26 protein-coding genes and 1 tRNA gene are annotated in these 23,301 nt (G+C 63.3%); 10 read left to right on the plus strand and 17 right to left on the minus strand.

Translation table 11 applies throughout. The features are described from left to right. Window positions 1-109 precede the first annotated feature (109 nt). The 3 genes from rsgA to ABQM86_RS14565 form a co-directional block, all read right to left on the minus strand. Window positions 110-1,279, minus strand: a complete 1,170-nt coding sequence (rsgA, locus tag ABQM86_RS14555) for a ribosome small subunit-dependent GTPase A (RefSeq protein WP_369744759.1) — start codon at window positions 1,277-1,279, stop codon at window positions 110-112. Between the two features lie 224 nt (window positions 1,280-1,503). Beyond that, complete coding sequence (locus ABQM86_RS14560; RefSeq protein ID WP_280623195.1) at window positions 1,504-1,956, minus strand: NUDIX hydrolase; 453 nt, start codon at window positions 1,954-1,956, stop codon at window positions 1,504-1,506. A 32-nt stretch (window positions 1,957-1,988) separates the two neighbouring features. Continuing rightward, window positions 1,989-3,785: a beta-galactosidase family protein gene (locus ABQM86_RS14565; protein WP_369744761.1), complete on the minus strand. Its 1,797-nt coding sequence runs from the start codon at window positions 3,783-3,785 to the stop codon at window positions 1,989-1,991. 50 nt (window positions 3,786-3,835) lie between these two features. On the opposite strand from ABQM86_RS14565, the gene ABQM86_RS14570 reads away from it, so the two are divergent. After that, a complete protein-coding gene (locus ABQM86_RS14570) occupies window positions 3,836-4,867 on the plus strand; it encodes a pirin family protein (RefSeq protein ID WP_369744763.1) in 1,032 nt (343 codons plus the stop codon). A gap of 64 nt (window positions 4,868-4,931) precedes the next feature. Here the strand turns inward: ABQM86_RS14570 and ABQM86_RS14575 are convergent, their stop codons facing one another. Further along, a complete protein-coding gene (locus ABQM86_RS14575; RefSeq protein ID WP_369744764.1) occupies window positions 4,932-5,867 on the minus strand; it encodes an N-acetylglucosamine kinase in 936 nt (311 codons plus the stop codon). 41 nt (window positions 5,868-5,908) lie between these two features. Here ABQM86_RS14575 and ABQM86_RS14580 point away from each other — a divergent pair, with 41 nt between their 5' ends. Continuing rightward, window positions 5,909-6,967: a nitronate monooxygenase gene (locus ABQM86_RS14580; RefSeq protein ID WP_369744766.1), complete on the plus strand. Its 1,059-nt coding sequence runs from the start codon at window positions 5,909-5,911 to the stop codon at window positions 6,965-6,967. On the opposite strand, the gene ABQM86_RS14585 is transcribed toward ABQM86_RS14580, so the two are convergent. Beyond that, window positions 6,942-7,916: a LysR substrate-binding domain-containing protein gene (locus ABQM86_RS14585; protein WP_369746674.1), complete on the minus strand. Its 975-nt coding sequence runs from the start codon at window positions 7,914-7,916 to the stop codon at window positions 6,942-6,944. The two genes, ABQM86_RS14580 and ABQM86_RS14585, sit on opposite strands and share 26 nt — an antisense overlap. Window positions 7,917-8,046: 130 nt before the next feature. Between ABQM86_RS14585 and ABQM86_RS14590 the strand changes: the two genes are divergently transcribed. From ABQM86_RS14590 to ABQM86_RS14600, 3 genes are read left to right on the plus strand one after another with little or no spacing between them, the layout of a single operon-like run. Further along, window positions 8,047-9,276 (plus strand): MFS transporter, encoded by a 1,230-nt coding sequence (locus ABQM86_RS14590; protein WP_280623200.1) that lies wholly within the window; start codon window positions 8,047-8,049, stop codon window positions 9,274-9,276. 31 nt (window positions 9,277-9,307) lie between these two features. Next, a complete protein-coding gene (locus ABQM86_RS14595) occupies window positions 9,308-9,949 on the plus strand; it encodes a TMEM175 family protein (RefSeq protein WP_369744767.1) in 642 nt (213 codons plus the stop codon). Between the two features lie 54 nt (window positions 9,950-10,003). Continuing rightward, window positions 10,004-10,510 carry an Lrp/AsnC family transcriptional regulator gene (locus ABQM86_RS14600; RefSeq protein WP_089595726.1) on the plus strand — a complete coding sequence of 169 codons (507 nt, stop codon included), beginning with the start codon at window positions 10,004-10,006 and terminating at the stop codon, window positions 10,508-10,510. A 19-nt stretch (window positions 10,511-10,529) separates the two neighbouring features. Here the strand turns inward: ABQM86_RS14600 and ABQM86_RS14605 are convergent, their stop codons facing one another. After that, window positions 10,530-11,765, minus strand: coding sequence for an MFS transporter (locus ABQM86_RS14605; protein WP_280623202.1), 1,236 nt, complete (start codon window positions 11,763-11,765; stop codon window positions 10,530-10,532). A 146-nt stretch (window positions 11,766-11,911) separates the two neighbouring features. Here ABQM86_RS14605 and ABQM86_RS14610 point away from each other — a divergent pair, with 146 nt between their 5' ends. The 4 genes from ABQM86_RS14610 to zapE are packed head-to-tail and all read left to right on the plus strand — an operon-like array spanning window position 11,912 to window position 15,074. Beyond that, window positions 11,912-12,463, plus strand: coding sequence for an Lrp/AsnC family transcriptional regulator (locus ABQM86_RS14610; RefSeq protein ID WP_280623203.1), 552 nt, complete (start codon window positions 11,912-11,914; stop codon window positions 12,461-12,463). Window positions 12,464-12,473: 10 nt separating this feature from the next. Then, the gene (locus tag ABQM86_RS14615) at window positions 12,474-12,899 is read left to right on the plus strand and encodes a DUF1761 domain-containing protein (RefSeq protein ID WP_207594170.1); all 426 of its coding nucleotides are present in this window, start codon (window positions 12,474-12,476) and stop codon (window positions 12,897-12,899) included. A gap of 10 nt (window positions 12,900-12,909) precedes the next feature. Continuing rightward, window positions 12,910-13,905: a magnesium/cobalt transporter CorA gene (gene corA / locus ABQM86_RS14620; RefSeq protein ID WP_207594171.1), complete on the plus strand. Its 996-nt coding sequence runs from the start codon at window positions 12,910-12,912 to the stop codon at window positions 13,903-13,905. After that, a complete protein-coding gene (zapE, locus tag ABQM86_RS14625; protein ID WP_369744768.1) occupies window positions 13,902-15,074 on the plus strand; it encodes a cell division protein ZapE in 1,173 nt (390 codons plus the stop codon). Before corA ends, zapE begins: the two co-directional genes overlap by 4 nt. Window positions 15,075-15,109: 35 nt before the next feature. Here the strand turns inward: zapE and ABQM86_RS14630 are convergent, their stop codons facing one another. Genes ABQM86_RS14630 through ABQM86_RS14655 form a run of 6 tightly spaced genes read right to left on the minus strand, consistent with a single transcriptional unit; the run spans window position 15,110 to window position 19,318 of the window. Further along, window positions 15,110-15,640, minus strand: a complete 531-nt coding sequence (locus ABQM86_RS14630; protein ID WP_207594172.1) for a ferritin — start codon at window positions 15,638-15,640, stop codon at window positions 15,110-15,112. Window positions 15,641-15,694: 54 nt separating this feature from the next. Further along, window positions 15,695-16,066 (minus strand): fluoride efflux transporter CrcB, encoded by a 372-nt coding sequence (gene crcB / locus ABQM86_RS14635; RefSeq protein WP_369744769.1) that lies wholly within the window; start codon window positions 16,064-16,066, stop codon window positions 15,695-15,697. Then, window positions 16,063-16,506, minus strand: a complete 444-nt coding sequence (locus ABQM86_RS14640; RefSeq protein ID WP_369744771.1) for a CrcB family protein — start codon at window positions 16,504-16,506, stop codon at window positions 16,063-16,065. The genes crcB and ABQM86_RS14640 overlap by 4 nt, the downstream gene beginning before the upstream one ends. Beyond that, window positions 16,493-17,017 (minus strand): universal stress protein, encoded by a 525-nt coding sequence (locus ABQM86_RS14645; protein ID WP_337339382.1) that lies wholly within the window; start codon window positions 17,015-17,017, stop codon window positions 16,493-16,495. The genes ABQM86_RS14640 and ABQM86_RS14645 overlap by 14 nt, the downstream gene beginning before the upstream one ends. 41 nt (window positions 17,018-17,058) lie before the next feature. Beyond that, window positions 17,059-18,771 (minus strand): ABC1 kinase family protein, encoded by a 1,713-nt coding sequence (locus tag ABQM86_RS14650; RefSeq protein WP_369744772.1) that lies wholly within the window; start codon window positions 18,769-18,771, stop codon window positions 17,059-17,061. A gap of 4 nt (window positions 18,772-18,775) precedes the next feature. After that, the gene (locus tag ABQM86_RS14655; protein WP_089595737.1) at window positions 18,776-19,318 is read right to left on the minus strand and encodes a PadR family transcriptional regulator; all 543 of its coding nucleotides are present in this window, start codon (window positions 19,316-19,318) and stop codon (window positions 18,776-18,778) included. A gap of 177 nt (window positions 19,319-19,495) precedes the next feature. On the opposite strand from ABQM86_RS14655, the gene ABQM86_RS14660 reads away from it, so the two are divergent. Next, complete coding sequence (locus tag ABQM86_RS14660; RefSeq protein WP_369744773.1) at window positions 19,496-19,663, plus strand: hypothetical protein; 168 nt, start codon at window positions 19,496-19,498, stop codon at window positions 19,661-19,663. A 105-nt stretch (window positions 19,664-19,768) separates the two neighbouring features. Here the strand turns inward: ABQM86_RS14660 and ABQM86_RS14665 are convergent. From ABQM86_RS14665 to galU, 5 genes are all read right to left on the minus strand, one after another. Continuing rightward, a tRNA-Ala gene (locus tag ABQM86_RS14665) sits at window positions 19,769-19,841 on the minus strand. Window positions 19,842-19,878: 37 nt separating this feature from the next. After that, a complete protein-coding gene (locus ABQM86_RS14670) occupies window positions 19,879-20,679 on the minus strand; it encodes an SDR family oxidoreductase (RefSeq protein WP_369744774.1) in 801 nt (266 codons plus the stop codon). A gap of 6 nt (window positions 20,680-20,685) precedes the next feature. Further along, a complete protein-coding gene (locus ABQM86_RS14675) occupies window positions 20,686-21,567 on the minus strand; it encodes a hypothetical protein (RefSeq protein ID WP_369746675.1) in 882 nt (293 codons plus the stop codon). 145 nt (window positions 21,568-21,712) lie between these two features. After that, complete coding sequence (locus ABQM86_RS14680) at window positions 21,713-22,324, minus strand: GNAT family N-acetyltransferase (RefSeq protein WP_207594178.1); 612 nt, start codon at window positions 22,322-22,324, stop codon at window positions 21,713-21,715. Window positions 22,325-22,331: 7 nt separating this feature from the next. Next, window positions 22,332-23,267 (minus strand): UTP--glucose-1-phosphate uridylyltransferase GalU, encoded by a 936-nt coding sequence (gene galU / locus ABQM86_RS14685; protein WP_198318245.1) that lies wholly within the window; start codon window positions 23,265-23,267, stop codon window positions 22,332-22,334. Window positions 23,268-23,301 lie beyond the last annotated feature (34 nt).

Genomic DNA, 23,301 nt, shown 5'->3' on the forward strand with positions numbered 1-23,301 from the left:
CGATCATATGCACTCTTATTACTTGGCTGCAAAGCAATCTTCACCCAGCCTAGCCAGCACCACGGGCGATGTCAGCGCCGCCACGTTTTCCGTAATGAATCGGCAATGTTCAGCGTTTCCGTCGCTTGTTGCCTTTCCCGGCCCGCTCCTCAGCTTGGTCGTGCCTGTACCGTTCCGCCGCGCGTTGGCCCCTTTCGGCCGACACCACCTTTTGATGCCACTCACGCTGGTAGGCGCGGCGGGCAGCGGCGTCATGTTTCCTGGCCAGGGCAGCCAGCTCACGTTGCAGTTTCAGGTAGCTTGCCCACCGCCGGGGATCGAGTGTTTCTTCCGCGAGCGCCTCCTGGACCGCACATCCCGGCTCGGCCTGGTGGGCGCAGTCCGCGAACCGGCACTCGGCGAAGAGTTCTTCAAGGTCGCCGAACATCTCCTCCATCCCCTCGTCTGCGTCGAACAGGCCGAACCCGCGGACCCCGGGGGTGTCCATCAGCACAGCACCATCGGCCAACGGCACCAGCTCCCGGGACGTGGTGGTGTGCTTACCTTTGCCGTCACCGGCCCGCACCTCTCCTGTCTGTTGGACCTCACGTCCGGCGAGCGCGTTGATCAGGGTTGATTTCCCTGCCCCGGAGGGCCCCAGGAAAACCAGGGTGGCCCCTGCGGGGATGTGCTGCCTGAGTTCGTCCAGCCCGTCGCCTTGCTCCGCCGAGGTAGTCACGACATCCACACCGGCTGCCTGCAGGATGACCTCCCCCACGACGTCGTCCGCCAACCGGGCAAGATCGGCTTTGGTGATGACCACCAGTGGCGTGGCGCCGGAATCCCAAGCGGCAACCAAGGTCCGTTCCAAGCGGTTGTGGGTCAGAGGGCGGTCCACCGGAACCACTACGGCGACGATGTCGATGTTGCTGCCCAGGATCTGCTCCTCGGAAGAGGCTTCGAAGGCACGCTTGCGGCTCAGCGCCGAACGACGCGGCAAAACCTCGACGACGGCGGGCTCACCCGCTGCGTTGTGGCCGAGCCACACCCAGTCTCCGGTAGCCGGCACCAGCCCGTGGGATGGATAGGGCAGGTGGAGCAGGCCGTCGTCCGAAGCGACCAGCACCCGGTTCCTGTCCAAGCGGACCACGCGGCCCGGTCTGGCGTTTTGTTGGAGGTGGGAAGAGGCGTTGGCGCGGAAAAATCCGGCAGTTTCCTCGGTGAAGCCGTAGTCGACGGGACCACGAAGGTGCAGGGTGGAACTGCTTAAGGGGTTGCTTGAAGAAGCGAAAGTGTTCAATGGAAGCCTCTGCTGAGGCCCGGCCACCTAGCTCTGGCAGGCTGATGCCGGGACAGGAATGATGGGCTGATGACGGCGCACCGCAACTGGGAGCGGGGCGCGCAAGATCGCTGCAATCATCAAATCCACCCCCTCGGCATCCTGGCCGGCAACTGAATAGCCGACAACGTTGTACAGCGTAACCAAGCAACCGGGGATTTGGCTAGGCCTTGCGGCAAACTGATTTAGCTGGGTTTCCCGTCTGCCGGGCGCTCCCTGTAGAGGCGCAGCGCAGTGTCGACCAAGGAGACCCGGTTGAGTTTGGGTATGTCTTCAAGGGCGATCCAGGCAGCATGGGTGGTGCTTCCATCCACCTCGTGGGTCAATTCGCCGCCTACCACCGTGGCCTCGTAGACCAGCCGCAGTGCTTGGAAGTCCTTCACCGAACCATCCGGGCGGATATCGCCGGGCCAGTGGCCGACGTCGATCCCCAGCATGCCATCGATACGCGCTTCGTAGCCGGTTTCCTCGAAAACTTCCCGCTTGCAGCCGTCAACGGGGTGTTCGGCAAGATCCAGGCCTCCGCCTGGCAGCGTCCACCCTTCCTTTCCGTCCTGCTTCCAATAGGCCAGCAGGATTTTCCCGTCCCGGACAATAACGGCGTAAGCGGCTGGGCGGGTATCGAACTGCAGGGTCATGGAGCCAGCATAATTCCTTGGACCAGATCCCCTTAGGGAAGTTCGGCCGCCGCGATGGGCCCGGCTTCGACGGGGCCCAGATCAGGTATTTCGCGAAGTTCGACGACGGTCCCCGGCTTCCCAAGCTCCAGCACCTTGATGCTGTTTTTGCCGGGCCTCAGCAACGGAGCGGGCGCGTAGAGGGTCACTTGTGGCCCCTTCTCCCAGTACCTGCCGAGCAGGAAGCCGTTGAGCCAGACGAAGCCCTTCCCGGAATCAGGCAGGGCGAGGTAGGTGTCGGCCGGTTCGCCAATCTCGAAGTCGGCTCCGGCCAGTCCTTCCAGGTCTTCCTGCTTCCAGTCGGCCAGGGGCACCGGTGTCTGCGTCCAATGGAACGTGTACCGCTGGTTGATGAGGACACCGCCCAGGATGCCTTTGCCGCGGCCTGTCAATGGGCCGTAGTTGATGCGGCCCAGGTTCTCCACGAGGATCTCCAGCTTGGCGGGAACTCCGGTGCCGGTGACGACGAGCCCCTCAGCACCGGTGACATCGTCGAGCACACCGACGAAGTCACCGTCTACCCACACGTAGGCGCGGTCGTTCAGTCCGGTAATCTTTAGCCGGCTCTCGGTGGGATCGCCGGTTCGTCCGGGCAGGATGGCTTCGGCAGCGTAGAGGACCATCCCGGCGTCGAGTCCAAGCTGCTCGAAGCTCAGCGGCTTGACGCTGCTGACGGCTCCGCTTGCTTTCCTGACCAGACCGAGCAGCGCCGGCCCCTCGGATAGGGTCAGGGACCGGGCCGGAAGTACCGGGGCGTCGGCCAGCAACTCCGCAGGGAGTTCCGGCAGCTCTTGAATGCCTTGGGCGCGGAAGAATTCCCGGCGGAAGGCGTGGAACTTGGGTGTCAGGGCGCCGTTCTCTGCGATGGGCGCGTCGGAATCGTAGCTGGTGACCGTGGGCTGGAGCATGGTGCCATCGTGGTTGCTGCCGGAGGTCAGCCCAAAGTTGGTCCCGCCGTGGGCCATATAGGCGCAGAGCGAACCGCCCAGGTCCAGCATCTTGCGTGCTTCCCGTGCGGCATCATCAGCGTCTCGTCGGTGGTGCAGTTCGCCCCAGTGGTCGAACCAGCCGCCCCAGAACTCAACATTAAAAAACGGCTCGCCGGGCCGGCGTCGCTGCCACGTCGCTACGGCTTCGTCGCCCCGGCTTCCCAACGTAGCAGTCGCCCACGTTCCTTCGATCGAACCGCCGTCGAGGAAGTAGTCGTTGCCGCCGTCGGCTGTGAAGAGCATCTCCGTGATGCCGCGCTCTTCCAGGACGCGCCGGTTCCAACGGATGTACTCGTGGTCGTCGCCGTAGCTGCCGTATTCGTTCTCGATCTGCACGGCGACCACGGGCCCGCCTGCTGATGCTTGACGCGATGCGACGACCGGCAGGAGGTGGTCGAACCACTCCTCAACGGCCGCCGTGAAGACCGGATCCATGCATCGCAGGCCAATGCCGGGGATACCGGTCAGCCAGGCGGGAAAGCCGCCGTTGTCCCACTCGGCACAAATGTAGGGACCGGGGCGGACGATGACGTCCAGTCCCTCTTCCGAAGCGAGGTCGATGAACCTCCCGAGGTCACGCCATCCGCTGAAGTCGGGGGCCCGATCGCGCTTAGGCTGGTGGAAGTTCCAGGCGACGTAGGTGTCGACGGTATTGGCGCCCATCGCCTTCAGCCGACGCAGACGGTCCTGCCAGAGATCCGGATGGATCCGAAAGTAGTGGATGGCTCCGGCGAGGATACGATACGGTTCACCCGAACGGTAAAGGATGGCGTCGTGGTAGCTCAAAAGGGCGTTGTTCACACGGAACAGATTAGCTCAATTTCCAACATTTATGCACAGGTGATGAACACATGACCAATCTTGATACTTCTCCGGCTCAGGAAGTCTGCCCGGCCGCCCACGAAGGTCAAGGGCCTTGCGTTCAGTTGTGGCCCGAACGCGAAGTCCCCCTAGGCGGTGTCCGGGCCATGAACGTCCTCCGGACGCTGCCCCAGCGTGGCCTGCCCACCGTGGGAGCGTGGTGTTTCCTGGATAGTTTCGGTCCGGACAGAGTGGCCATGAGCGTCCTCCCCCACCCGCACTGCGGACTCCAAACAGTGACGTGGCCACTCGAAGGAGCCGTCCGGCACCGTGACAGCGTGGGCAGCGATGTGGTGGTCCGGCCGGGCGAGCTGAACATCATGACAGCAGGCCACGGCATCTCACACTCCGAATTCTCCGTGCTCCCCGCGACCACCGGTACGGGATCGAGCCCCGTAGTGGAAGAACTCCCGGTGTCGCGGGGCCTGCAATTGTGGGTCGCACTGCCCGACGAACACCGCCACCGCGCGCCATCCTTCGAACAGGTCCGGGACCTGCCGGTAGCCGTGGGCGAAGGCTTCACCGCCACCGTCATGGTGGGCGAATTTGCCGGCCACCGCTCCCCTGCCACCATGTTCAGCCCGATTGTTGGGGTTGACATCACGGGCACGGGCTCCCTGGACCTCCCTTTGCGACCGGACTTCGAGCACGCCGTGTTGGTCCTGGACGGTCACCTGGTGATTGACGGTCAGGACATTGAGGCCGGGCCCCTGGCTTACCTCGGTGCCGGCAGGACCAGCCTTGCTGTGGAAGCAGAGCCGGACACGCGCTTCATGCTCCTTGGCGGCGAGCCGTTCGGCGAAGACCTGCTGATGTGGTGGAACTTTGTGGGGCGGACCCACGAAGAAGTGGAAAAGGCCCGCGAGGAATGGGAGGCGGAGGGATTGCTCGACGACGCTGCTGCCGCCGCCTCACGCTTCGGCTTCGTCCAAGGCCACGGCCCCGACGCCGGGCCGGAAGCAGGCCGCATACCCGCTCCACCGCTCCCCGGAGTCAAGCTGCGCCCGAGAACCCGGGGCTGAGTTTTTGTACAGCTGATGCCCTCGCTGAGACGTTCCAGGGACGTCAGCTGTACAAAATCCCCCGCTAGGACCGCTGCTCGGCCACCAATCGCGGTACGCCAAACACCGGATCCTGTTGCAGGATGCGGACGTCCACAATCCCGTCCTCTGCCAGTTTGGCCTTGAAGGCCTCCTGCAGCCGGGGGACGTTCATGCCAAGTCCGCTTCCGAGGATTACCGGACCATCCATTCCCAGCTGGCGAACGGCTTGCCGGGCGAGGTCAGCGAGGTCCCTGCCGGCCTGTTCCACCATCGCTTGGCTGATGTCGTCTCCGGCGTCGGCGGCTTCAACAACCAGCTTCGCCTGCTGTGCCCAATAGCGGCGGCCGGTGTCCGGTGAGTGGAACATGGCAATCAGCTTTCCCGGTTCATCCACTCCGCAGGAGTCCAGCAGCGCACGGCTGAGCGCATCCGGCTCCAAGCCTTGGTTCATTCGCCTCAGACTGTGTCGGACGGCTTCACGCCCCAGCCAATAGCCGCTTCCTTCGTCGCCCAGAAGGTAGCCCCAGCCACCCGCCCGGGCCTCTTCCCCGGCGTCATTCTTTCCCCACGCAGCTGAGCCCGTACCGGCAATGACGGCAACGCCCGCACTCGCGCCGCCGGCCGCCAACAGCAGGCGGGAATCATGAACCACGGTGATGTGGGCCCCGGGCGCATGGGGGGCGATCAGGTCCGCGAGCGCCTGCGCGTCTTCCTCAGTGTCGATCCCGCCGGCGCCTGCATAGACTTCGTCAATTTCACCGCCACCGATTTTGCCGAACAGTTCGGCGAGGTTCGCTGCTGCCTGTTCCCTGCTGACGTTTTGCACGTTGGAACTTCCGGCGCTTTCATCACGGACCGGCGCGCCATTTTGGAACCGTACGCCACGGGTCTTGGTGCCGCCGATATCGAGCCCGATGACCGTTCCACTCAAGGCCTCCGATGGGGCAGGGGAATGCTGGGCAGAGTCAAGATTGTTCACCGTGAAAGACTAGCTTGGAGCGCCCGGAGGAGAAACTGTCAATGCCACATCCCCTGTTCAACACACCGTTTATTGCTGCCCCCATGGCGGGCGGAACCTCCACACCGGATTTGGCTCGGGCCGTTCACGAGGGTGGTGGTCTGGGTTTCCTCGCTGCCGGCTACAAGAGCGCCGAGGCCATGTGCGCCGAGATCGCAGCGGCCAGGTCCCTCGGCATTCCCTTCGGCATGAACGTCTTTGTACCCGACCCACGCCAGCTCCCTCCCGGCCCGGAGGCAGTGGAAAGGCTTGAGGCCTACCGGGCAGAGCTTGAGCCTGAGGCCGCCCGGTACGGCGTGGCCTTGCCTCCCTTGCGCCTTGATGACGACGACGCCTGGCAGGACAAAATCGACGCCCTCCTCGCGGACCCGGTGGAGTTCGTCAGCTTCGCCTTCGGTCTTCCTGGCAAACAGGTGGTGACCGCGCTCCAAAAGGCCGGAACGACCGTCATTTCCAGCGTGACCAGCGTCGCTGAGGCCTTGGCTGCCGCCGAAGAGGGTCCGGACGCCCTCGCCGTCCAGCACACTTCCGCGGGCGGACACACGGCTGCCTTCCTGCCGGGCACTCCGGAAACAGCGGGAGCCCCGGGAGCCGGAACCCCGGCAGCCCGGACGACGGCGGAACTGGTCGCCCAGGTGCGTGCCGCCGTCGGAGTTCCCCTGATCGCGGCAGGGGCCGTCATGGACGGCCGCGGCCTACGGGAGGTGCTGGCGGCTGGGGCGTCAGCGGCCCAAATCGGGACCGCCCTGGTTCGGACTGACGAGAGCGGTGCCCGGCAGGCGCACAAGGATGCCTTGGGCGACCACGTGTTCACACAAACCGCCATGACCCGGGCCTTCACCGGGCGCATGGCCCGAGCCCTGGTCAACGATTTCGTCCGCGACCATCAGGACGCACCGGAGGGCTACCCTGCCATCCATCACCTCACGGCACCGGTCAGGGCGGCCTCCTCCGCGGCCGGCGATCCGCAGCGGCTCAACCTCTGGGCAGGGACGGGTTGGCAACGGGCCCGGGAAGGGTCAGCGAAGGATGTGGTCAGGGAGTTCCTGAGCGGGCTCTGACGAGTTCCGCGAGCAACTCTCCGCCCTCGGCGACCACCAGTTCACGGAAGAGCCGCACAGCGTCCGGTTCGAAGCTTCTCTCCCGCCAGGCGAGGCCGATCTGCCGAAACGCCAGGTCGGATTCGATGGCCACTTCAACCAGTCCAAGTTCGGCTTTGGGCAGGAACTGTCCCGTGCCTGAACCGGGACCGGCGGGCGGAAGGATGCTGAACCCCAGTCCGGCCGAAACCAGCCCGCGGGCCGAGGTGGATTCCTGGACTTCAAAGGCGATCCGCGGGCGGAAGCCCGCCTCCCGCAGGAGTGCCTCGCCGAGTGCCCGCAGGCCAACTCCGGCTGGAAGCGTGATGTAGGGGTCGTGGCGCAGCTCTGAAAGGTGCACGCTGGCCCGCGCGGCAAGGGGGTGCCGATAGTGCAGGACCACCCTGAGTGGCTCCCGGTAGAGCGGAAGGGAACGGATGCCTTTGCCTTCGGGCGCAATGGGTGCGGTCAGTGCGAAGTCCATCTCGCCGCTGGCCAACTGCTGCAGGCAATCGTCGCGGGGGCCTTGCCAGAGTTCGAACACCGCATAGGGGTGGAGCCCGCGGAACGCGCTGATGAGCAGTGGAAGCGTCGCCTCTCCGAACGTGTGTTGGAAGGACACACCGATCCGGCCCCGCACCACGTCAGACTCGTGCCTGACCCTGTCCAGGCCGGCCTGGAAACTCTCCAGCGCTGCTTCGATGTAGGGCAGAAGTGTTCTGGCCTCGGGGGTGAGCCGGATGCCGCGGCCGTCGCGGATCAGCAGGTCCGCTCCTACGATTGCACTGGCCCTGGCCACTGCACGGCTCACTGTCGACTGTGGAACGCCCAGGATCTCCGCTGTTTCGGTCATGTGTTCCGTGCGGCCAAGTTCCGCCAGGACAGGCAGGAGCGGAAGAAGCTGAATGAGCTGGTGGTGGTCCGGCTCCATGGTGTTCTCCCTTCCGCCTTCCGCAGCAGCCCGCCGCCAAGGTGCCGGTCCCGGATTCATGCTGTGATGCATCAATTATAGGCAACCCATGCATTGGAAAGCTGAGTCTCTGGCGCCCTACCCTTGCCGGGTGACCAACACCATTGCCAGCGGCAGCACAGAAACGTGGGACGGCCATGCCAGGGGTTCCCGCGGATACAGCCGGATTCTCGCAGCGCTGGCTCTTGCCGGAGTTGCAACCTTTGCCCAGCTGTACTCGACACAGGCTGTCCTGCCCCTCATGGCCCACGACCTCAAGATCACTGCAGCCGAGGCCGCACTCAGCATTTCCCTTGCCACCGCAGGTCTTGCCATCACCGTGCTGCCGTGGTCGTTCGTGGCGGACAGGATCGGCCGCGTGCGCGCCATGGCCATTGGCATCGCCGTGGCAACGCTGCTGGGGCTGCTGGTTCCCCTGGCGCCCACCGTGCCGATGTTGATGACGCTGCGCACGTTGGAAGGCATGGCTTTGGGCGGCATCCCCGCCATTGCCATCGCGTACCTCAACGAGGAGGTGACCAAGGTCCACACGGCGTTGGCGGCCGGGACCTATGTAGCCGGAACTACGTTGGGCGGCTTGGCCGGGCGCCTGGTGGCCGGCCCAGTGGGCGAGCTCTGGGGCTGGCGTGCCGCGACCCTTGCCGTCTCCTTGCTGGCCACTGTGTCCGCTGTCTTGTTCCTGGTCCTCGTGCCCAGGCAGCGACGCTTTAGTCCAGCCCCGGCGCTGGGATTCCGGGGTGCACTCAAGACGTTGAAAGGCCACTCGAGCAATCCCAAACTGGTGTCTTTGTACCTTCAGGCCTTCCTGCTCATGGGTGGCTTCGTAGCGGTTTACAACTACCTGGGGTTTCGACTGCACGCAGATCCGTTCCGGCTCCCTGCAACTGTAGTGAGCCTGATCTTCCTTGCGTATCTGTCCGGCACTGTCAGCTCACGGTGGGCCGCTGGACTGACCACGAGGTTTGGCAGGCGCAACGTCCTGGTGGCCGGAATTGCCATCATGTCCGCGGGGCTGGCGCTGACCTTGGTGGAGAACCTGGCAGCCACCCTCGCCGGGCTGGTGATTTTCACAGGCGGCTTCTTCGCCGCCCACAGTGTTGGTTCAGGCTGGACGGGGGCCATCGCCACGACGGGCAGGGCGCAGGCGGCATCCCTGTACAACCTGTCCTACTACCTGGGCTCCAGCGTGATCGGCTGGGCCGGCGGCCTGGCCTTCCAGGCGTTTGGCTGGCCGGCCTTGGCGTTGAGCGTCATCGTCCTTTCGTGCACGACGGCGGCAGTCACCTTGATAGTGCACCGCACACCAAACCAAGCCCGCTGATTTCCAGCCGCCTGCCCCTAGAATCAGAGGCATGACACAGGTCACGAAAAGCCGGGAACTGTCGTCACCGGAGCGTTTGCAGGCGTTTACGGATGCCGTGGTGGCGATTGCTTTGACGTTGTTGATCCTCCCGCTGATGGAGAGCGTGGGTGAGCTTGCAGACCACAACGGCACCACGGCCGAATGGTTGGCCGAAGAACAGTACGCATTGCTCGGATTCGTGCTGAGCTTTGTCCTCATTGCCGTGTTCTGGGTGCACCACCACAAGCTCTTCCGCAGCGTCAAGCACGTTGACCCGGGCCTGCTGTGGCTGACTGTGGCCTGGATGTTCACCATCGTGGTGATGCCGGTCGCCACATCCCTCTCCACCCAGATGCCCTCCGACTGGGCCCAACCGCTGATCTACATCGGCACCCTGTTTGCCACCAGCCTCATGCTCCTCCTGGCCCGCGCGTACTTGCGGTCACACCCCGACCTCCACACCATGGGAGATGCGGAATCGGCGTCAGGAATTCGAGCGAGTGGCATCATTTCCGGGCTCTTCCTGGCAGCCCTGGTTCTGGCCGTAGCCATTCCGGGTGCAGGCAACTGGCCCCTGCTCCTGATGCTGCTCAGTGAGCCACTCCAACGGCTGGATCGGCGACGGGCCCGCCGCGCACGGGTAAAGCAATAGTCACCTGAAGAATTCACCGATTAGGATGGATGGAAGGCAATTTCAGGAGGATCCGTGAGCAACCCCACGAAGAATGTTCGGTCAGGCACGGGCAGCGCTGAGCCGCTGGACGCGATTGATGAACGAATCCTCGCCGCGTTGGTGGATGACGCCCGGATCTCGAACAAGCAATTGGCAGAGCTTGTGGGGATCGCCCCCTCCACGGCCCTCATGCGGACCAGGGCTCTTTCCGAACGCGGAATCATCGAAGGCTTTGAGGCCGTGTTGAGCCTGCCGGCCATCGGCCGCTCCGTCCAAGCCCTCATCGCCGTCCGTCTCCGCGCCCACGACCGCGATCAGATCGACCGTTTTACGGCCCGCGTTCCCAAGCTTCCGGCGGTGATCTCCACTTTCCACACCACCGGTTCCGTTGACTACTTGCTGCACATCGCCGTCGCCAATACCGATGACCTCCGCAACTGGCTCCTGGACAACCTCGCCACGGATCCCGTAGTGGGCCACACGGAAACCACCATGGTCTTCCAGCACATCCCGGGCAATCGCGGACCGCTGCCGGAGTAGAACGACCAGGCGGCGCAGGTCAGGAACGCACTGCGCTCCGCAGCGAGATTGCCGCCAGCGTCAGCGCCGCAACGCCGCACAGGGCCGTGAAACCCACGACGGCGGCCTGGAGCCCCAGTGCCGAGACAGCCAGTCCCAGCCCGATCACCGGAACGGCACTACCCAGGTACGTGATGACGTAGACGGTACTGATGACCTGGGCGTGGCGGGAAGCCTCAACCTTTCCGGCAACTTCGTTGAAGACCTGCCGGAAAGCAATGCCTTGACCCATGCCCGCCGTGACGCTCGCAGCCACCAGCAACCACGGGCTTGACCATGCGGCCGCAGCGCCCACCAGGACAACCGAGACCCCCAGGACCGCCAACGCCACGGGCACAACCCAACGGCCACGGGTACCCAAAAGCTGGCTCAGCGCCGAGGCGCCCAACGTGACTCCTGCCAGCAAGCCGATCAGCGGCCGCGAATCTGCATGGACCACACCGGCGAAGTACCCCGGCGCCAATGACAGGCAGAAGCCGAACACTGCGAAGCTCAGGAACCCGGTGGCAGCTGCCATCCAGAAGGCTCCGCGGGCATCACGGGAGATGGAAGGCTTCCGTGGCGCCAGGACCTTGAGGGGTTTCGGGCCCTCCGCCGGAGCGATGGCAGGCCTGGCTTTGAGGAGCCACAGGGGAATAAGGGCAGCTATCAGCACCGCCGAATGGACGTAGTACGGGGTGCGCGTGGGGTCCGGCAAAAGTGACAGGAGGCCACCGATTGCGGGGCCTGCCGCCACACCACCTGCCGAGGAGAGCAAAGTGAATCGGGAGGCCCACTCAGGCCGCTGGGGCAACAGTTCACGCAAGGCAGCTGAGCTGGCTCCGGTCGCCAGCCCCACTGCCACTCCCTGGAGTGCCCTCCCCATGGACAAGGCAACCAGTGTGTCCGCGTTTGCAAAAATCACACCACCCACCAAACCGACCAGGACAGCCAACACCAACGCCGCACGACGCCCGATGTGGTCCGACCAATGTCCTGCCACCATGAGGACACCCACCAGTGCAAGGACGTAGCTGGAGAAAGCAACTGTCACGTCCAGCGATGTCATACCAAGCCTGGCCTGCAGCAAGGGATACAACGGAGTGGCCAGGTTGGCGCCTACCAGCAGCGTAAAGATGACGACGCCGGTCAACACCAACCTGGCGGTGGTGGAGGCATCCCATCCCCAGCGGTCGGCGGTAACCGGACGCATGCGGAGTTCGCTCAAGACAGTCATTTCCATGCCTTCGGGCTCGGTGGCCGGGCTGATTGGTTCCTTGTGGGAAGCGCAGTCCGACTAAGTATTGGTGGCAACAGAATGCAGCAGGATTGATCTGAACATGCTGCAATAGTTTGAGAATTGAGCAAAAGACTCAAACTCGAATGACCCAAGTGAGCTGGAGTGACCATTTGAACACCCTCGACCCTATGGACCTGAAGATCCTCCTGGAACTCATCAAGGATCCCCGGATCCAGATCGCCGAGTTGAGCGACACCTTGGGTATTGCACGCAACACTGCCCAGAGCCGGGTCAAGCGCCTCCTCCGGTCCGGGGTGCTGCACGCCGCCGGACGGGAGGTAGACCTCGAAAAGGTGGGGTACGACGTCGTCGCTTTCGTGACGATCGAAGTCACCCACCGCGAACTCGACGGCGTCATTGGTGCGCTGCGCTTGATCCCCCAGGTCCTGGAGGTCCACGAAATTTCCGGCCGGGGCGATCTCTGGTGCCGGGTAGTGGCAACCGACACCCACAACCTGCAGTCGGCACTGCGATCGGTCCTCCGCACCAAAGGCGTGATCCGGACGGAAACGGTGTTGGCCCTGCATACTCACATCCCGTACCGGACTGAACCACTGATCGAAAGGATGTCTGCCGCGCCAACACGGCCAAGGCTTGAGAGTCAGAGCCCCGGGTCACAGGCCCGAACCGACTAGGATTTCAGGAATGGATTGGCTCTCACACATCTCCCAGATCAACTGGTTCGCTGTACTTCTGGCCTTCGTTTCAAGCATGGTCATCGGCTTCGTCTGGTACATGCCGGCCGCCTTCGGACGCAGGTGGATGAAAGCGATCAACAAAACCGAAGACGACCTCAAGAATATTGAGGGCGGCGCCGGCATCTGGGTTCCCATGATGGTGGCCGCAGCGCTGACCAGCATTCTCCTGGCGGTCCTCATCAGCGCGCTGGAACTCAACACTTTTTGGGCCGGCGGATTCTTCGCGCTGATCCTGTCCTTGGTGATCCGCGCCGGCGGCCACGTCATCCACAACGGCTTCGCGGGGCGCCCCTCCGCGGTGACCGTCATCGATTCCGGCCACGACATCGCGGCCATGACCATTGCGGGCGCCATCATCGGAGCCATGCAGTAGCGTTCAACCAGTGACAATCATTGATAACGCCGTATACGTAGACGGCGTCCGCACAGCAACCCCGCACAGCCTCGAGCAGACGTTTGAGACCTTGGCGGAACACGGCGGCATGGCCTGGATCGGCTTGTACCGGCCCACGAAGGACGAGATGGCGGCCGTCGCCCAGGAATTCGGCCTCCACGAGCTCGCCGTGGAGGACGCCGTCTCGGCACATCAGCGGCCCAAGCTTGAGCGCTACGACCACAACCTGTTTACTGTCCTCCGCCCAGCCAGGTACCTCGATGAAACCGAGACAGTGGAGTTCGGCGAGCTGCACATCTTCACCGGACCAAACTTTGTGGTGACCATCCGGCACGCTGAGACCGGTGGGGTGGCCCGGGTCCGCCACCGGCTGGAGACACGACCGGACCTTCTCTGCCATGGGCCCGAAGCCGTGCTCTACGCTCTCCTGGACCAAGTGGTGGATGACTACGCGCCGGTAGTGGCAGGTCTTGAGAACGACATCGATGAGATTGAAGACCAGCTCTTCAGCGGCGACAGCACCGTGTCGCGCCGCATCTACGAGCTCGCCCGTGAAGTGATCCAGTTCCAACGGGCCATCCAGCCCCTCCCGGACATGATGGCCCTGCTGGAAAAGGGCTTCGAAAAATATGGCGTGGACATTGAGTTGCAGCGCTCCCTGCGCGACGTCGAGGACCATGTCCAGCGCGTCATTTCCCGCGTGAACTCCTTCCGGGATCTGTTGCAGAACGCGCTGACCCTGGATGGCACCCTGACGGCCAACCGCCAGAACGAAGCCAGCGCCGCGCAGAACGAGCAAGTCAAAAAGATCTCCTCCTGGGCTGCCATCCTCTTTGCCCCCTCCTTCGTGGCCGGCGTGTATGGGATGAATTTTGACCATATGCCGGAGCTGCATTGGGACTTTGGCTACCCCCTGGCGGTGGGGCTCATGTTCGGTGCAGCCCTGCTCATGTACGTCATTTTCAAGCGCAAAGGCTGGCTGTGACGCCACTGTCGAGGCCTGCTCCCCGCACTGCGCGGGACACTGTCCGCGCTTTGCTGGCGGGGATGGAGCACGACGCCGGACGGGCGGGTTTTGCGCTTGAGCCAAGTCAGCGACAGGCGGCCGAGCGGTTGGCGGCCTTCGGCGCCCAACTGACGGGCCGTCGTCGTCCGCTTTCCCGCAAGGCGCCGCGGAGCCTGTACTTCCACGGACCGGTGGGCCGCGGCAAGACATGGCTGATGGACAGCTTCTACGGACAGCTTGACGCCCGGAAACGCCGTGTCCACTTCCACGACTTCTTCCGCAGGCTCCATGCGGGAACCCACGTCTTTGAGGCCAACAGCGGAACTGCCATTGAGCAGTCCGTGGATGCATTGCTGGATGGCATCGACGTGCTGTTCTTCGACGAATTCCATGTCCATGACGTTGGCGATGGCATGTTCATTGCCCGGTTGTTGCGGTCTGCTGCGCAGCGCCGTATCCCCCTGGTGGTGACCTCGAACTACGCCCCGGACGACCTCCTGCCCAATCCCCTGTGGCACGACCATTTCCTGCCCACCATCGAGGCCATCAAAGAGATGATGGACATCGTGGAGATCGAGGGGCCCACGGATTTCCGCCGTTTTCCCGCCGCTGGAACTGCCCCTGCCGAAGGGTTTGCCGCGTTCCGCTCAGGTCGGATCGTCTCTCCCGGCACGCCCGCACAACTGGGGCGCCTCGGTCTCTTCCGGCCAGCACCATCCCAAGGCCGCGTTTTGCAACCGACAACCCAGCCGATTGTGGTCAGGAACTCCGACCCCGATGTGCTCTGGGTCGGTTTCGAGGAGCTCTGCGGTGGGCTCACCTCAACAGCGGACTTCCTGGTGTTGGCGGAGACCTATAAAACGTGGGTGATCGACGACGTTCCCTCCCCTGCAGGAAACGATTCGGCATCCGCACCCTCATGGCAGCGGTTCAGCAATGTGGTGGACGTGCTGCACGACCAGGACATCACGCTGTTCCTGATCGGCGAGGGACCGATGGAATGGGACATCGACGCATCCGGCAGTGATCTTTCGGTTTTGCCGGTGGATCTGGCGCGGATAGCGAGTCGTTTGTCCCTCTTGGGACGGTCAGAGCACCACGATGGCGTGGACAGTGCTGTCCACAGTGAAGAGGCCGCCGGAAGCTAAGCTTCCGACGGCCACAGCATGGTAAGGGTCCGGCCTTAGATGACACCGCCGGCTGCGGACGGTGCACTGGCATCGTCGCCGCCATCGCCGACCGTTTCGCGGGCGACGTAGTTCTCGATGTCGAAGAGGTTCTCAGCCCGTTCCGTGATGTTGAGCAGCGTGGTCATGGAAGCAACTTCCTCAACCTGCTCCTTCAGGAACCACAGCATGAACTGCTCGCCCAAAGCATCTCCCTCTGCACGGGCAACGCGGAACATCTCTTCGATGTTGCGTGTGACTTCCTTTTCCTGCTCCAACGCCAACGCGATGGGCTCCTTGGCGTTGGAAAAGTTGTTGCGAACAGGGGCGATGCCCGGGATCTCAACGTGCACATTGCGGTCCAGCATGTACTGGACCATCATCATGGCGTGGTTTCGCTCCTCGAGCGACTGACGGTAGAAGTGCCGGGCGAGCTGAGGCAAGTCTTCGCCATCAAAGTACACAGCCACTGCGATGTATTGCTGGGAGGCTGCAAACTCATTCGCAACCTGGGCGGACAACAGCTCATTGAAAGTCTTCTTAGCCATGGCTCGATCCTACAGGCGGACAATACCGGTTCCGGTGGTGAGATTCGCCACTGCTCAGGGCAGCAGCAGACTGATCCACACACCCGCAGCGGCCGCCACGACGCTGACTGCCATGGTCCCCAAGCCGTTGATGACCGCCAATGCTGTACGCCCGCTTTGAACGAGCCGGATGGTCTCAAGGCTGGCGGTGCTGAAGGTGGTGTAGCCGCCCAGGAAGCCCGTACCGAGGATGAGCAACAAGGACTCCGGTGCCTGGCCACGCATGACCAGGCCCGCCAGGAAACCCAGCAACAGGGAGCCCGAGACATTGATGATGACGGTCCCCCATGGTAAGGCAGTCTTCAGGCGTGCACGGACGAACCCGTCCACCACAAACCGCACTGCCGCACCCAGCCCACCGGCCAGTGCAAGAAGGATGACTGTCACGAGCGTCGTCCGGCTGCCCGCCGGTGATGCCAGGCGCCCAGCCAAATTCCAGCGGTGGCAGCGGCGGCCCCGCCCATTAAGCTCGCAGCGAGGTACCCCGCAGCGGCTGGAGCAGCTCCAGCTGTGAACAGGTGCACCGCGTCCAGGGCCAGCGTGCTGTAGGTGGTGTAGGCGCCCAGGAAACCCGTGCCCAAGGCGAGCCGCAGGACCCGGCGATTGCCGACGTCGGGCCCCCGGCGTGAAAGTCCCTCCAACAGCGCGCCCAACACCAGAGCACCCGAAAGGTTGATGACCAAGGTGGGAAGCGGCCACGCGCCGGGCGCTGGGATGACCAGCCCCAAACCGTACCGTGAGAGTGCTCCGAACACCCCGCCGGCTGCCACGATCGCGATGAAACCCCAATGGAGGTGGACGGGGTTATTGGCCTCAGTCGTCGTCATCGTCAGTGGGGACCCTGGGATTGACGGGGACAACGAGCACCGGCCGGGCCTGGCGGTGGAACAGGTGCCGCGCCACCGAGCCTGCCGTCAGTTCTTTCAATGCAGCAGCCAGTTTGTGCTCCCGGGTACCCACCACGATCATGGAGGCTCCAATGTCCTCAGCCTCACGGGCCAAAGCGCGGGCGGGTTCCCCGGCCAGATGGACCAGCGACCATTCAACGCCGTTGCCGTCCAAGTGGTCATGAAGGGTTTGCACCAGTGATTCGGGGATCCTGTGAAGATCCGCATCAATGCCGTCCGGATCGATCGGCGCTGCCGGCCCTCCGGTGCTGCCGTCCACCGGGTACACCGTGACGTCTGCATAGGCGCACACCAGCGGCAGCCGGGCACTGGCCGCCACAGTCGCTGCTTGTTGGAGGACCACTGGATGCTGCCCCGGCATGACGCCTACCAGGATGGGGCCGGCCGCACTGGTGGAAGCCTCGGAACGCGGGGCGGGAGTCTCTGTCACAAGGAAAGTCTACGGCGCGGTACTGGAGCCCGCGGTTGTTCTCAGGACAGTCGCCGGCCCGACCACAGGCCGTAGAGCAACGGGACCACTGAGCTGATCATCAGCACATTGCCCAGTCCGGGATCGTCCGTCCGCAGAACGGCTCCGGCGATCAGGAGAGCGCCGAAGATCAGCGCCGCCACTGCACGCCGCGCCGTCAGGATGAGACTCGCCATCTGCCGCTCCAGGCGCCGGTTGCCCACTTGGAGGGATCCTTCTTCCAGTCTCGAGACCAGCCCGTCCAGCCTCTTGGGCAGGCGAAGGGCGATGGCGGCGGCTTCGAGAGTTTGGGACGCGACATCGTTGATCAGGTTGCCGCGCTCGTCCCGCAGAAGTTGGGCCGCATATGGTTCCACCGAGTCCCACAGGTTGAAGCGGGCATCCAGAGAGCTGCACACACCCGACGTCAGGGACATGGCCCTGATAATGAGCAGGAAATTCTCGGGTAATTGGAAGGGCAGTGAGCGGATCACGCTGCCGAATTCAGTGCCGAATTCACGGAACTCCCGTGGGTCAACATCGCGAAGCTCGGCGAAGCCCATGCCACCGAAACGCGCAAAGAGCTGCGTCATCGCCCGCTCAAGCTCTGCGGTATCGGCTGACTGCATCAGCACCCCTACATCGCTGATGGCGGTGACCAGTCCTTTGCCGTCACGAGAGGCAGCGGCGATCAGGAGCTTCCGTAGGCCGCTTCGCGTCTCCACGGGAACCTCGCCCATCATTCCGAAGTCTATGAAGGTCAGTTTCCACGGATGTTCACTGGAAGGATCATTGGCCGGAGTAACGAAGATATTGCCGGGATGGGGATCGGCGTGGAAGAAACCCTTGGTGAACAACTGGTCAAACATCACCGAGGCGAAGACCGGTGCCACTTCGGTGGGGTCTATGCCGGCCAGGCGAAGCGAGTCCGCGTCCGTAATCTTGATGGCCGTAACGTCTTCGAGGGTGAGCACGCGGCGGGTGGTCCGCTCCCACACCACGGCCGGAACGGTCACCCGGGCGTCATCGGCGAAGTCAGCAGCAAACCGCTCTGAATTGGCCGCTTCATTCAAGTAGTCGATTTCCTCGAGGCTGGTCTGCGCGAATTCCTTGATCAGCGCAAGAACGTCTGCACGGTTCGAAACGAGGCGGATGCGGCTGAGCCAGCCTCCCACTTTCCGCAAGGCAGCGAGGTCGACGTCTACTATTTCGGCGATGCCAGGCCGCTGCACCTTGAACACGACACTGCTGAGACCGGTGTCCTCGGCGTTACCGGAGAGCAGTTTCGCCCGGTGTGCTTGTCCCAGTGAAGCTGCCGCGATGGGAGTCTCCTCGACCGAAGCAAACACTGCCTCCAGGGGAGCCCCAAGTTCGGCCTCAGCCAAGGCCCGGATGGCGTGAAAAGGGACAGGCGGAACTTCGTCCTGCAGCCCCTCCAGCTCCGAGGTTATTTCCGGCGGCAGCACATCGAGCCGGGACGACATGAACTGGCCCACCTTGATCATCAGCCCGCCGAGCTCCACCGCGAGGCCATGAAAACGCCGGGCGAAGCGCCGCATTCTGTTGGCGAGGTTCCGTTCAGTCAGCCTGCGCAGGCCCACTCTGGGCAGGAACAGCTCGAACCACCAGGTCACCGCCAAATGCCATGCGGCGAATCGCAGGATTCGACGATAACGGGCACGGGGGTTCCCAGCTCCCCTCAGGGAATCAGCCCGTTCGCGCCGAATCGACGTCACCCCTTCAGTCCTGGGCGAGGATCGAGTACAGGCGGCGGCGTGCCTCCTCAAGCACCGTTACAGCCTCCTGCACTTGCTTGGGTGTCCCGGTACGGCCGACCTGCGCCGCAGCCTGCGCCAGGTCCACACCGGCCTTGGGCAGTGCAGCGAAACCCGGGCTCGATGACGTTCCCAGGGAATCCCATGGCGCTGACGTTTCGGAACCAGCCACGTCCTCCCGGCCCGCTTCGGTCAGGGAGTAGATTTTGCGCCCGTTGGACTCCTCGGCACTGACGAAACCTTCGTCCGCCAACAGCTGCAGGGTGGGATAGACGGAGCCGGCACTCGGCTTCCAACTACCGCCGCTGCGCTCTTCGATTTCATGAATGATCTGGTAGCCGTGCATGGGACGCTCAGCAAGCAGGGCAAGGATCGCCGATCGCAGCTCGCCCCGGCCCGCACGGGTTCCGGAGCGCTTTTCGAACCGGGAACGGAACTCCTCAACGGCTTGCCACATGCCGTCCAGGTTGTTGCCCATGAATCCGTTTGCAGGGAATGAATTGTGCATCAAGCTCACCTCAATCAGTCGCGAACGATACTAAACGATAGTTAACGATATACCTTCACGCGGCTTGGGAACAACGGAGGGATGGCCGGTTCATGCTGGCGGGTATGGCTGCGCTGACAAACGACGGAAAGGAGATGAGGTGTTTGGCCATCGAGTTCCTTCGTCGCAGGATGGGCTATGCCCACCATCCTCGTCGATGACTCCACTCCGCGGAAAGACCCTTTAGCGCAGGGCCGGACAGCACTTCTGGGTGATGCCGTCCGGCCCCAGCCGCGGAACCTTGGGGCAGCCCCGGCGAACGAGGGGGATCATTGGCCGTTGCGTGGGATCCGCTGGGTTCAGTAAAGATGAGTCGGGGTTCAGGCACACGAGTAGTTGGTACTCGTCTTTACTTGTGCTTGAAAGATCCACTACTTGCCGGGCACGATAGCTGGCGGGCTTTCTGCTGTGTGGAGCTAAGGAGATTCGAACTCCTGACCTCTTCGATGCGAACGAAGCGCTCTACCAACTGAGCTATAGCCCCTGGACCAGACCGTAACCGTCCGGCCAGTGTCCCTAGGCTACAAACTTTCGCGGCGCTTTTCCAACCACGACACGAACGTCTCCACGCCATCCTTTTGCCCGGGGATCAGGTTGTTGCCGGATCGCAGGAATGCACCCATCGCCCCAGGCAACGGCACCTCCACAATCGTTCCCCGCGCGCCGGTAACCGCCTTCCATGACTCCGCCATCTGCCGCATGGTGAGCACTTCCGGACCACCCACCGTACGCAGGCGGTGACGTTCAGGAGAGGCGCTCTCCATGGCAGCGTCCAGCAGTGCCCGTGCAACGTCAACTGGCGAGATGGTCTGGAATCTTGTGCGCTTGAAGACAGGAATGAGGCGCACTTTGGCCCCGGCAGCGAAGATCATTGCCACCAATCCGTGAAACTGTGTTGCGCGAACCACCACGGTCTCAAGCGGAGAAGCAGAGTACTTCCGCTCTTTCCCAACCTTAGAGACGTAATACGAATAACTGCTGAGGTCGCAGTTAATGATGGACAACGCCACCGCCCGGCCGACCCCGGCACGGTGAGCCGAGGCAAGAAGGCGGGCACCGCCGTCGGCGAATTCTCGTTGGGCTTTGCCGAACTGAGCTTCAAGGCAGTCAATCACGACGTCGACGCCCTCCAGTGCGCCCGCCAGCCCTTCTCCTGTGGTGACGTCGCCCGCAACGTAGGTGGCGCCGTCGTGACGCTTCTCCGAGCCGGGAGGCGGCACGTGGCGTGACAAAGAGGTCACCTCATGACCCGCATCCAGAGCAAGCCGGACAACCTCGCGACCCACCTGGCCGGTACCGCCTGCTACGCAGATACTGGCCATGCGTGGCTAGGCGCGGCGGCGCTGCAGGACGTCGTCCAGGTTACTGAGCGCGCTCTGCCCCTTGGCGGAGACGGCAGCAGATGCCTCGGCCTGCTCAGCACCTTGCTTCAGGACGGGCTTGCCCACGGGTTTGGGAGCCTCAGGGAGGTCCAGCGGCTCGGGGGCCGGCCTTGAAGCCTTGGCGGCTTCAACATACGTGGGCTTGGGAACTGCAACAGGCTCCCAGCTGGCACCTTTGGAATCGGTTGCTTGCGCTGATGTGTCTCCTGCGGCAACGGCAACCGCCAAAGCAGCCTGGCGAAGCTCAACAGCGGACAAGCGCGCAGCTTCACGGCTGGTGGCTTCGGCGTCGAAAACCGTGGTTTCCTTCGCTTCCACTGCTGGTTCCTTGGGCAAGTAGCGTGCGGGCGTCGGGATGGGCGCTGCCTGCGCCGCACGGCGTGCCCGGCGTTCGCGAAGATCCCTGAGAGCGAGCTTCCGCAAGGTGACGACGGCGAGCACCGCACCGATGAAGGACACCAGCGGCAACCAGAATGACCCGACGCCAAAGGTGAGGAGGATGCCCGAAACGGCCGCCGTCACCAGCAAGGCAAGGCCTGCCAAGGCCAAAGTGAGCCGGGCATAGCGGATGGTGAATGGAGTGGTGGGCGCTTTCCGCACGGACGACTCAGCCGCGCGGGATTCCTGGGGCGACGCCGGTGCTTTGCTGTGCATGGTCTCCATCGGTTTCTCCTGCTGAGGTGCCAAAATCAGTACCACCCCTGCCTGCGGTTCGTCTGGTTCGTCGTCGATTGCCCCTGCTGGAACAGCGGCCGTTTGGACTTGTTGGCGCCTGTTCCGGAGAACGTAGGGCGCCACCCAGACCATCCACAGCGCAACAGTGACCACGAGTATCACTGAGCTGCTGAGAGGGAAGTCCACATTCAAAACCGTAGAAGCAAATCACCGGGCGCGGCGGCATTGCGGCCGGTGTGTCGTCGTCGAGTCCTCAAATGACTGGATATACGGACAAAATGGCCTATGACCTGCCCATTTATCCTCTGAGCCACCGACGCAGCAGACCCTCAGGAACCTCGTCCGATGTCAGGGCAAAGGACCGGTGGTCAGCCCATTCGCCGTTGATGTGCAGGTACCGTTCCCGATACCCCTCATCCCGGAATCCAAGCTTCTCCACCACCCTCAGGCTGGGGGCGTTTTCGGGCCTGATGTTGATCTCCATGCGGTGAAGGCCCAACACCTTGAAGCAGTGGTCCGTTGCCATGGCCACCGCCGTCGGAGCAATACCGTGCCCGGCCCGCTCCTTATCCACCCAGTACCCCAACGTGGCCATCATGGCCGATCCCCAAATGATGGAGGAAACGGTCAACTGCCCGACGATGAGAGGCTCACGGAATCCAGGGGTCCGCTCGACAATGAGGAAAGGCAATGCCGTGGACTGTCGGGCTTGGTTGTTCAGCGAGGCCACCATCTGCCGATAACTGGGCAGGCGCCCACCCGGTGCCGGGTTGGACGCCTCCCAGGGAGCAAGCCATTCGCTGTTCCGCGAACGGACTTCAGACCACTCCCGCTTGTCGCGGTATCGGATGGGGCGAAGAAGCAGGTCTCCGCTTTCCAGCGTCACCGGCCAGATCGCAGAACCGTACATCCTGAGGTTACTTGGGAAGCGAAGCAGTGAAGGTCGGCAGCCACTCACGCAGTTCAGGACCGAGGTCCTCGCGTTCGCAGGCCAACTCGATGCAGGCCTTGAGGTAGCTGAGTTTGTCACCGGTGTCGTAGCGACGGCCCCGGAAAACAACGCCGTACACGCCGTAGCCTTCACCTTCGCCGGCTGCCAGCACCTCGAGGGCGTCGGTCAGCTGGATCTCGCCACCACGGCCCGGCTCGGTCTTTTCGAGAACATCGAACACTGCCGGATGCAGCACGTAGCGCCCGATCACGGCAAGGTTGGACGGCGCTTCTTCCGGAGAAGGCTTTTCCACCAGCTGCTTAATGCGGACGTAGCCGTCTTCACCGATCTCCTCGACGTCGGCGCAACCATAGGCACTGATCTTGGAGGGCTCCACCTCGATCAGGGCAACCACGGAACCGCCGGTCTTTTGCTGGACGGCGATCATGTCGCTCAGGAGGTTATCCCGGGCATCGATCAGGTCATCGCCGAGGAGTACGGCAAAAGGCTCGTGCCCGACGTGCTGCTTCGCACGAAGGACAGCGTGGCCCAGGCCGTTGGGGTCGCCTTGGCGAACGTAGTGGATGTCACCGAGGTTGGTGGCGGATTGGATGGCCTCAAGCTTGGCGGTATCGCCCTTTTCGGCCAGCGTCGCTTCCAGCGCCGGCACACGGTCGAAATGATCCTCCAGGGCGCGCTTGCTGCGCCCAGTGATCATCAGGACGTCGTGCAGGCCAACCTTGACCGCTTCTTCGACGACGTACTGGATGGCTGGCTTGTCAACCACGGGCAGCATTTCCTTCGGCATCGCCTTTGTTGCAGGCAGGAAACGGGTACCAAGACCCGCTGCGGGGATGACGGCCTTACGGACAGCATTGTTATCGAGAGTCACCGGACTAATGTAACGGAAGGAATACATCATCGGCTAAACCCTCGCCGCGCCGGGACAACATTTC

The organism is Paenarthrobacter sp. AMU7, from assembly GCF_041200195.1.
Classification (GTDB): Bacteria; Actinomycetota; Actinomycetes; order Actinomycetales; family Micrococcaceae; genus Arthrobacter.

What these genes read in the sequence shown, in the direction of transcription:
- ABQM86_RS14655 (WP_089595737.1), bottom strand. Translation starts at nt 19,318, where the DNA reads ATGCACAATTCATTCCCTGCAAACGGATTCATGGGCAACAACCTGGAC.
- ABQM86_RS14615 (WP_207594170.1), top strand. Translation starts at nt 12,474, where the DNA reads ATGGATTGGCTCTCACACATCTCCCAGATCAACTGGTTCGCTGTACTT.
- ABQM86_RS14670 (WP_369744774.1), bottom strand. Translation starts at nt 20,679, where the DNA reads ATGGCCAGTATCTGCGTAGCAGGCGGTACCGGCCAGGTGGGTCGCGAG.
- ABQM86_RS14660 (WP_369744773.1), top strand. Translation starts at nt 19,496, where the DNA reads ATGCCCACCATCCTCGTCGATGACTCCACTCCGCGGAAAGACCCTTTA.
- ABQM86_RS14605 (WP_280623202.1), bottom strand. Translation starts at nt 11,765, where the DNA reads ATGACTGTCTTGAGCGAACTCCGCATGCGTCCGGTTACCGCCGACCGC.
- ABQM86_RS14630 (WP_207594172.1), bottom strand. Translation starts at nt 15,640, where the DNA reads ATGGCTAAGAAGACTTTCAATGAGCTGTTGTCCGCCCAGGTTGCGAAT.
- ABQM86_RS14585 (WP_369746674.1), bottom strand. Translation starts at nt 7,916, where the DNA reads ATGGAGCCGGACCACCACCAGCTCATTCAGCTTCTTCCGCTCCTGCCT.
- ABQM86_RS14595 (WP_369744767.1), top strand. Translation starts at nt 9,308, where the DNA reads ATGACACAGGTCACGAAAAGCCGGGAACTGTCGTCACCGGAGCGTTTG.
- ABQM86_RS14610 (WP_280623203.1), top strand. Translation starts at nt 11,912, where the DNA reads ATGACCCAAGTGAGCTGGAGTGACCATTTGAACACCCTCGACCCTATG.
- ABQM86_RS14560 (WP_280623195.1), bottom strand. Translation starts at nt 1,956, where the DNA reads ATGACCCTGCAGTTCGATACCCGCCCAGCCGCTTACGCCGTTATTGTC.
- ABQM86_RS14640 (WP_369744771.1), bottom strand. Translation starts at nt 16,506, where the DNA reads ATGACGACGACTGAGGCCAATAACCCCGTCCACCTCCATTGGGGTTTC.
- ABQM86_RS14570 (WP_369744763.1), top strand. Translation starts at nt 3,836, where the DNA reads ATGACCAATCTTGATACTTCTCCGGCTCAGGAAGTCTGCCCGGCCGCC.
- ABQM86_RS14680 (WP_207594178.1), bottom strand. Translation starts at nt 22,324, where the DNA reads ATGTACGGTTCTGCGATCTGGCCGGTGACGCTGGAAAGCGGAGACCTG.
- ABQM86_RS14580 (WP_369744766.1), top strand. Translation starts at nt 5,909, where the DNA reads ATGCCACATCCCCTGTTCAACACACCGTTTATTGCTGCCCCCATGGCG.
- galU (WP_198318245.1), bottom strand. Translation starts at nt 23,267, where the DNA reads ATGATGTATTCCTTCCGTTACATTAGTCCGGTGACTCTCGATAACAAT.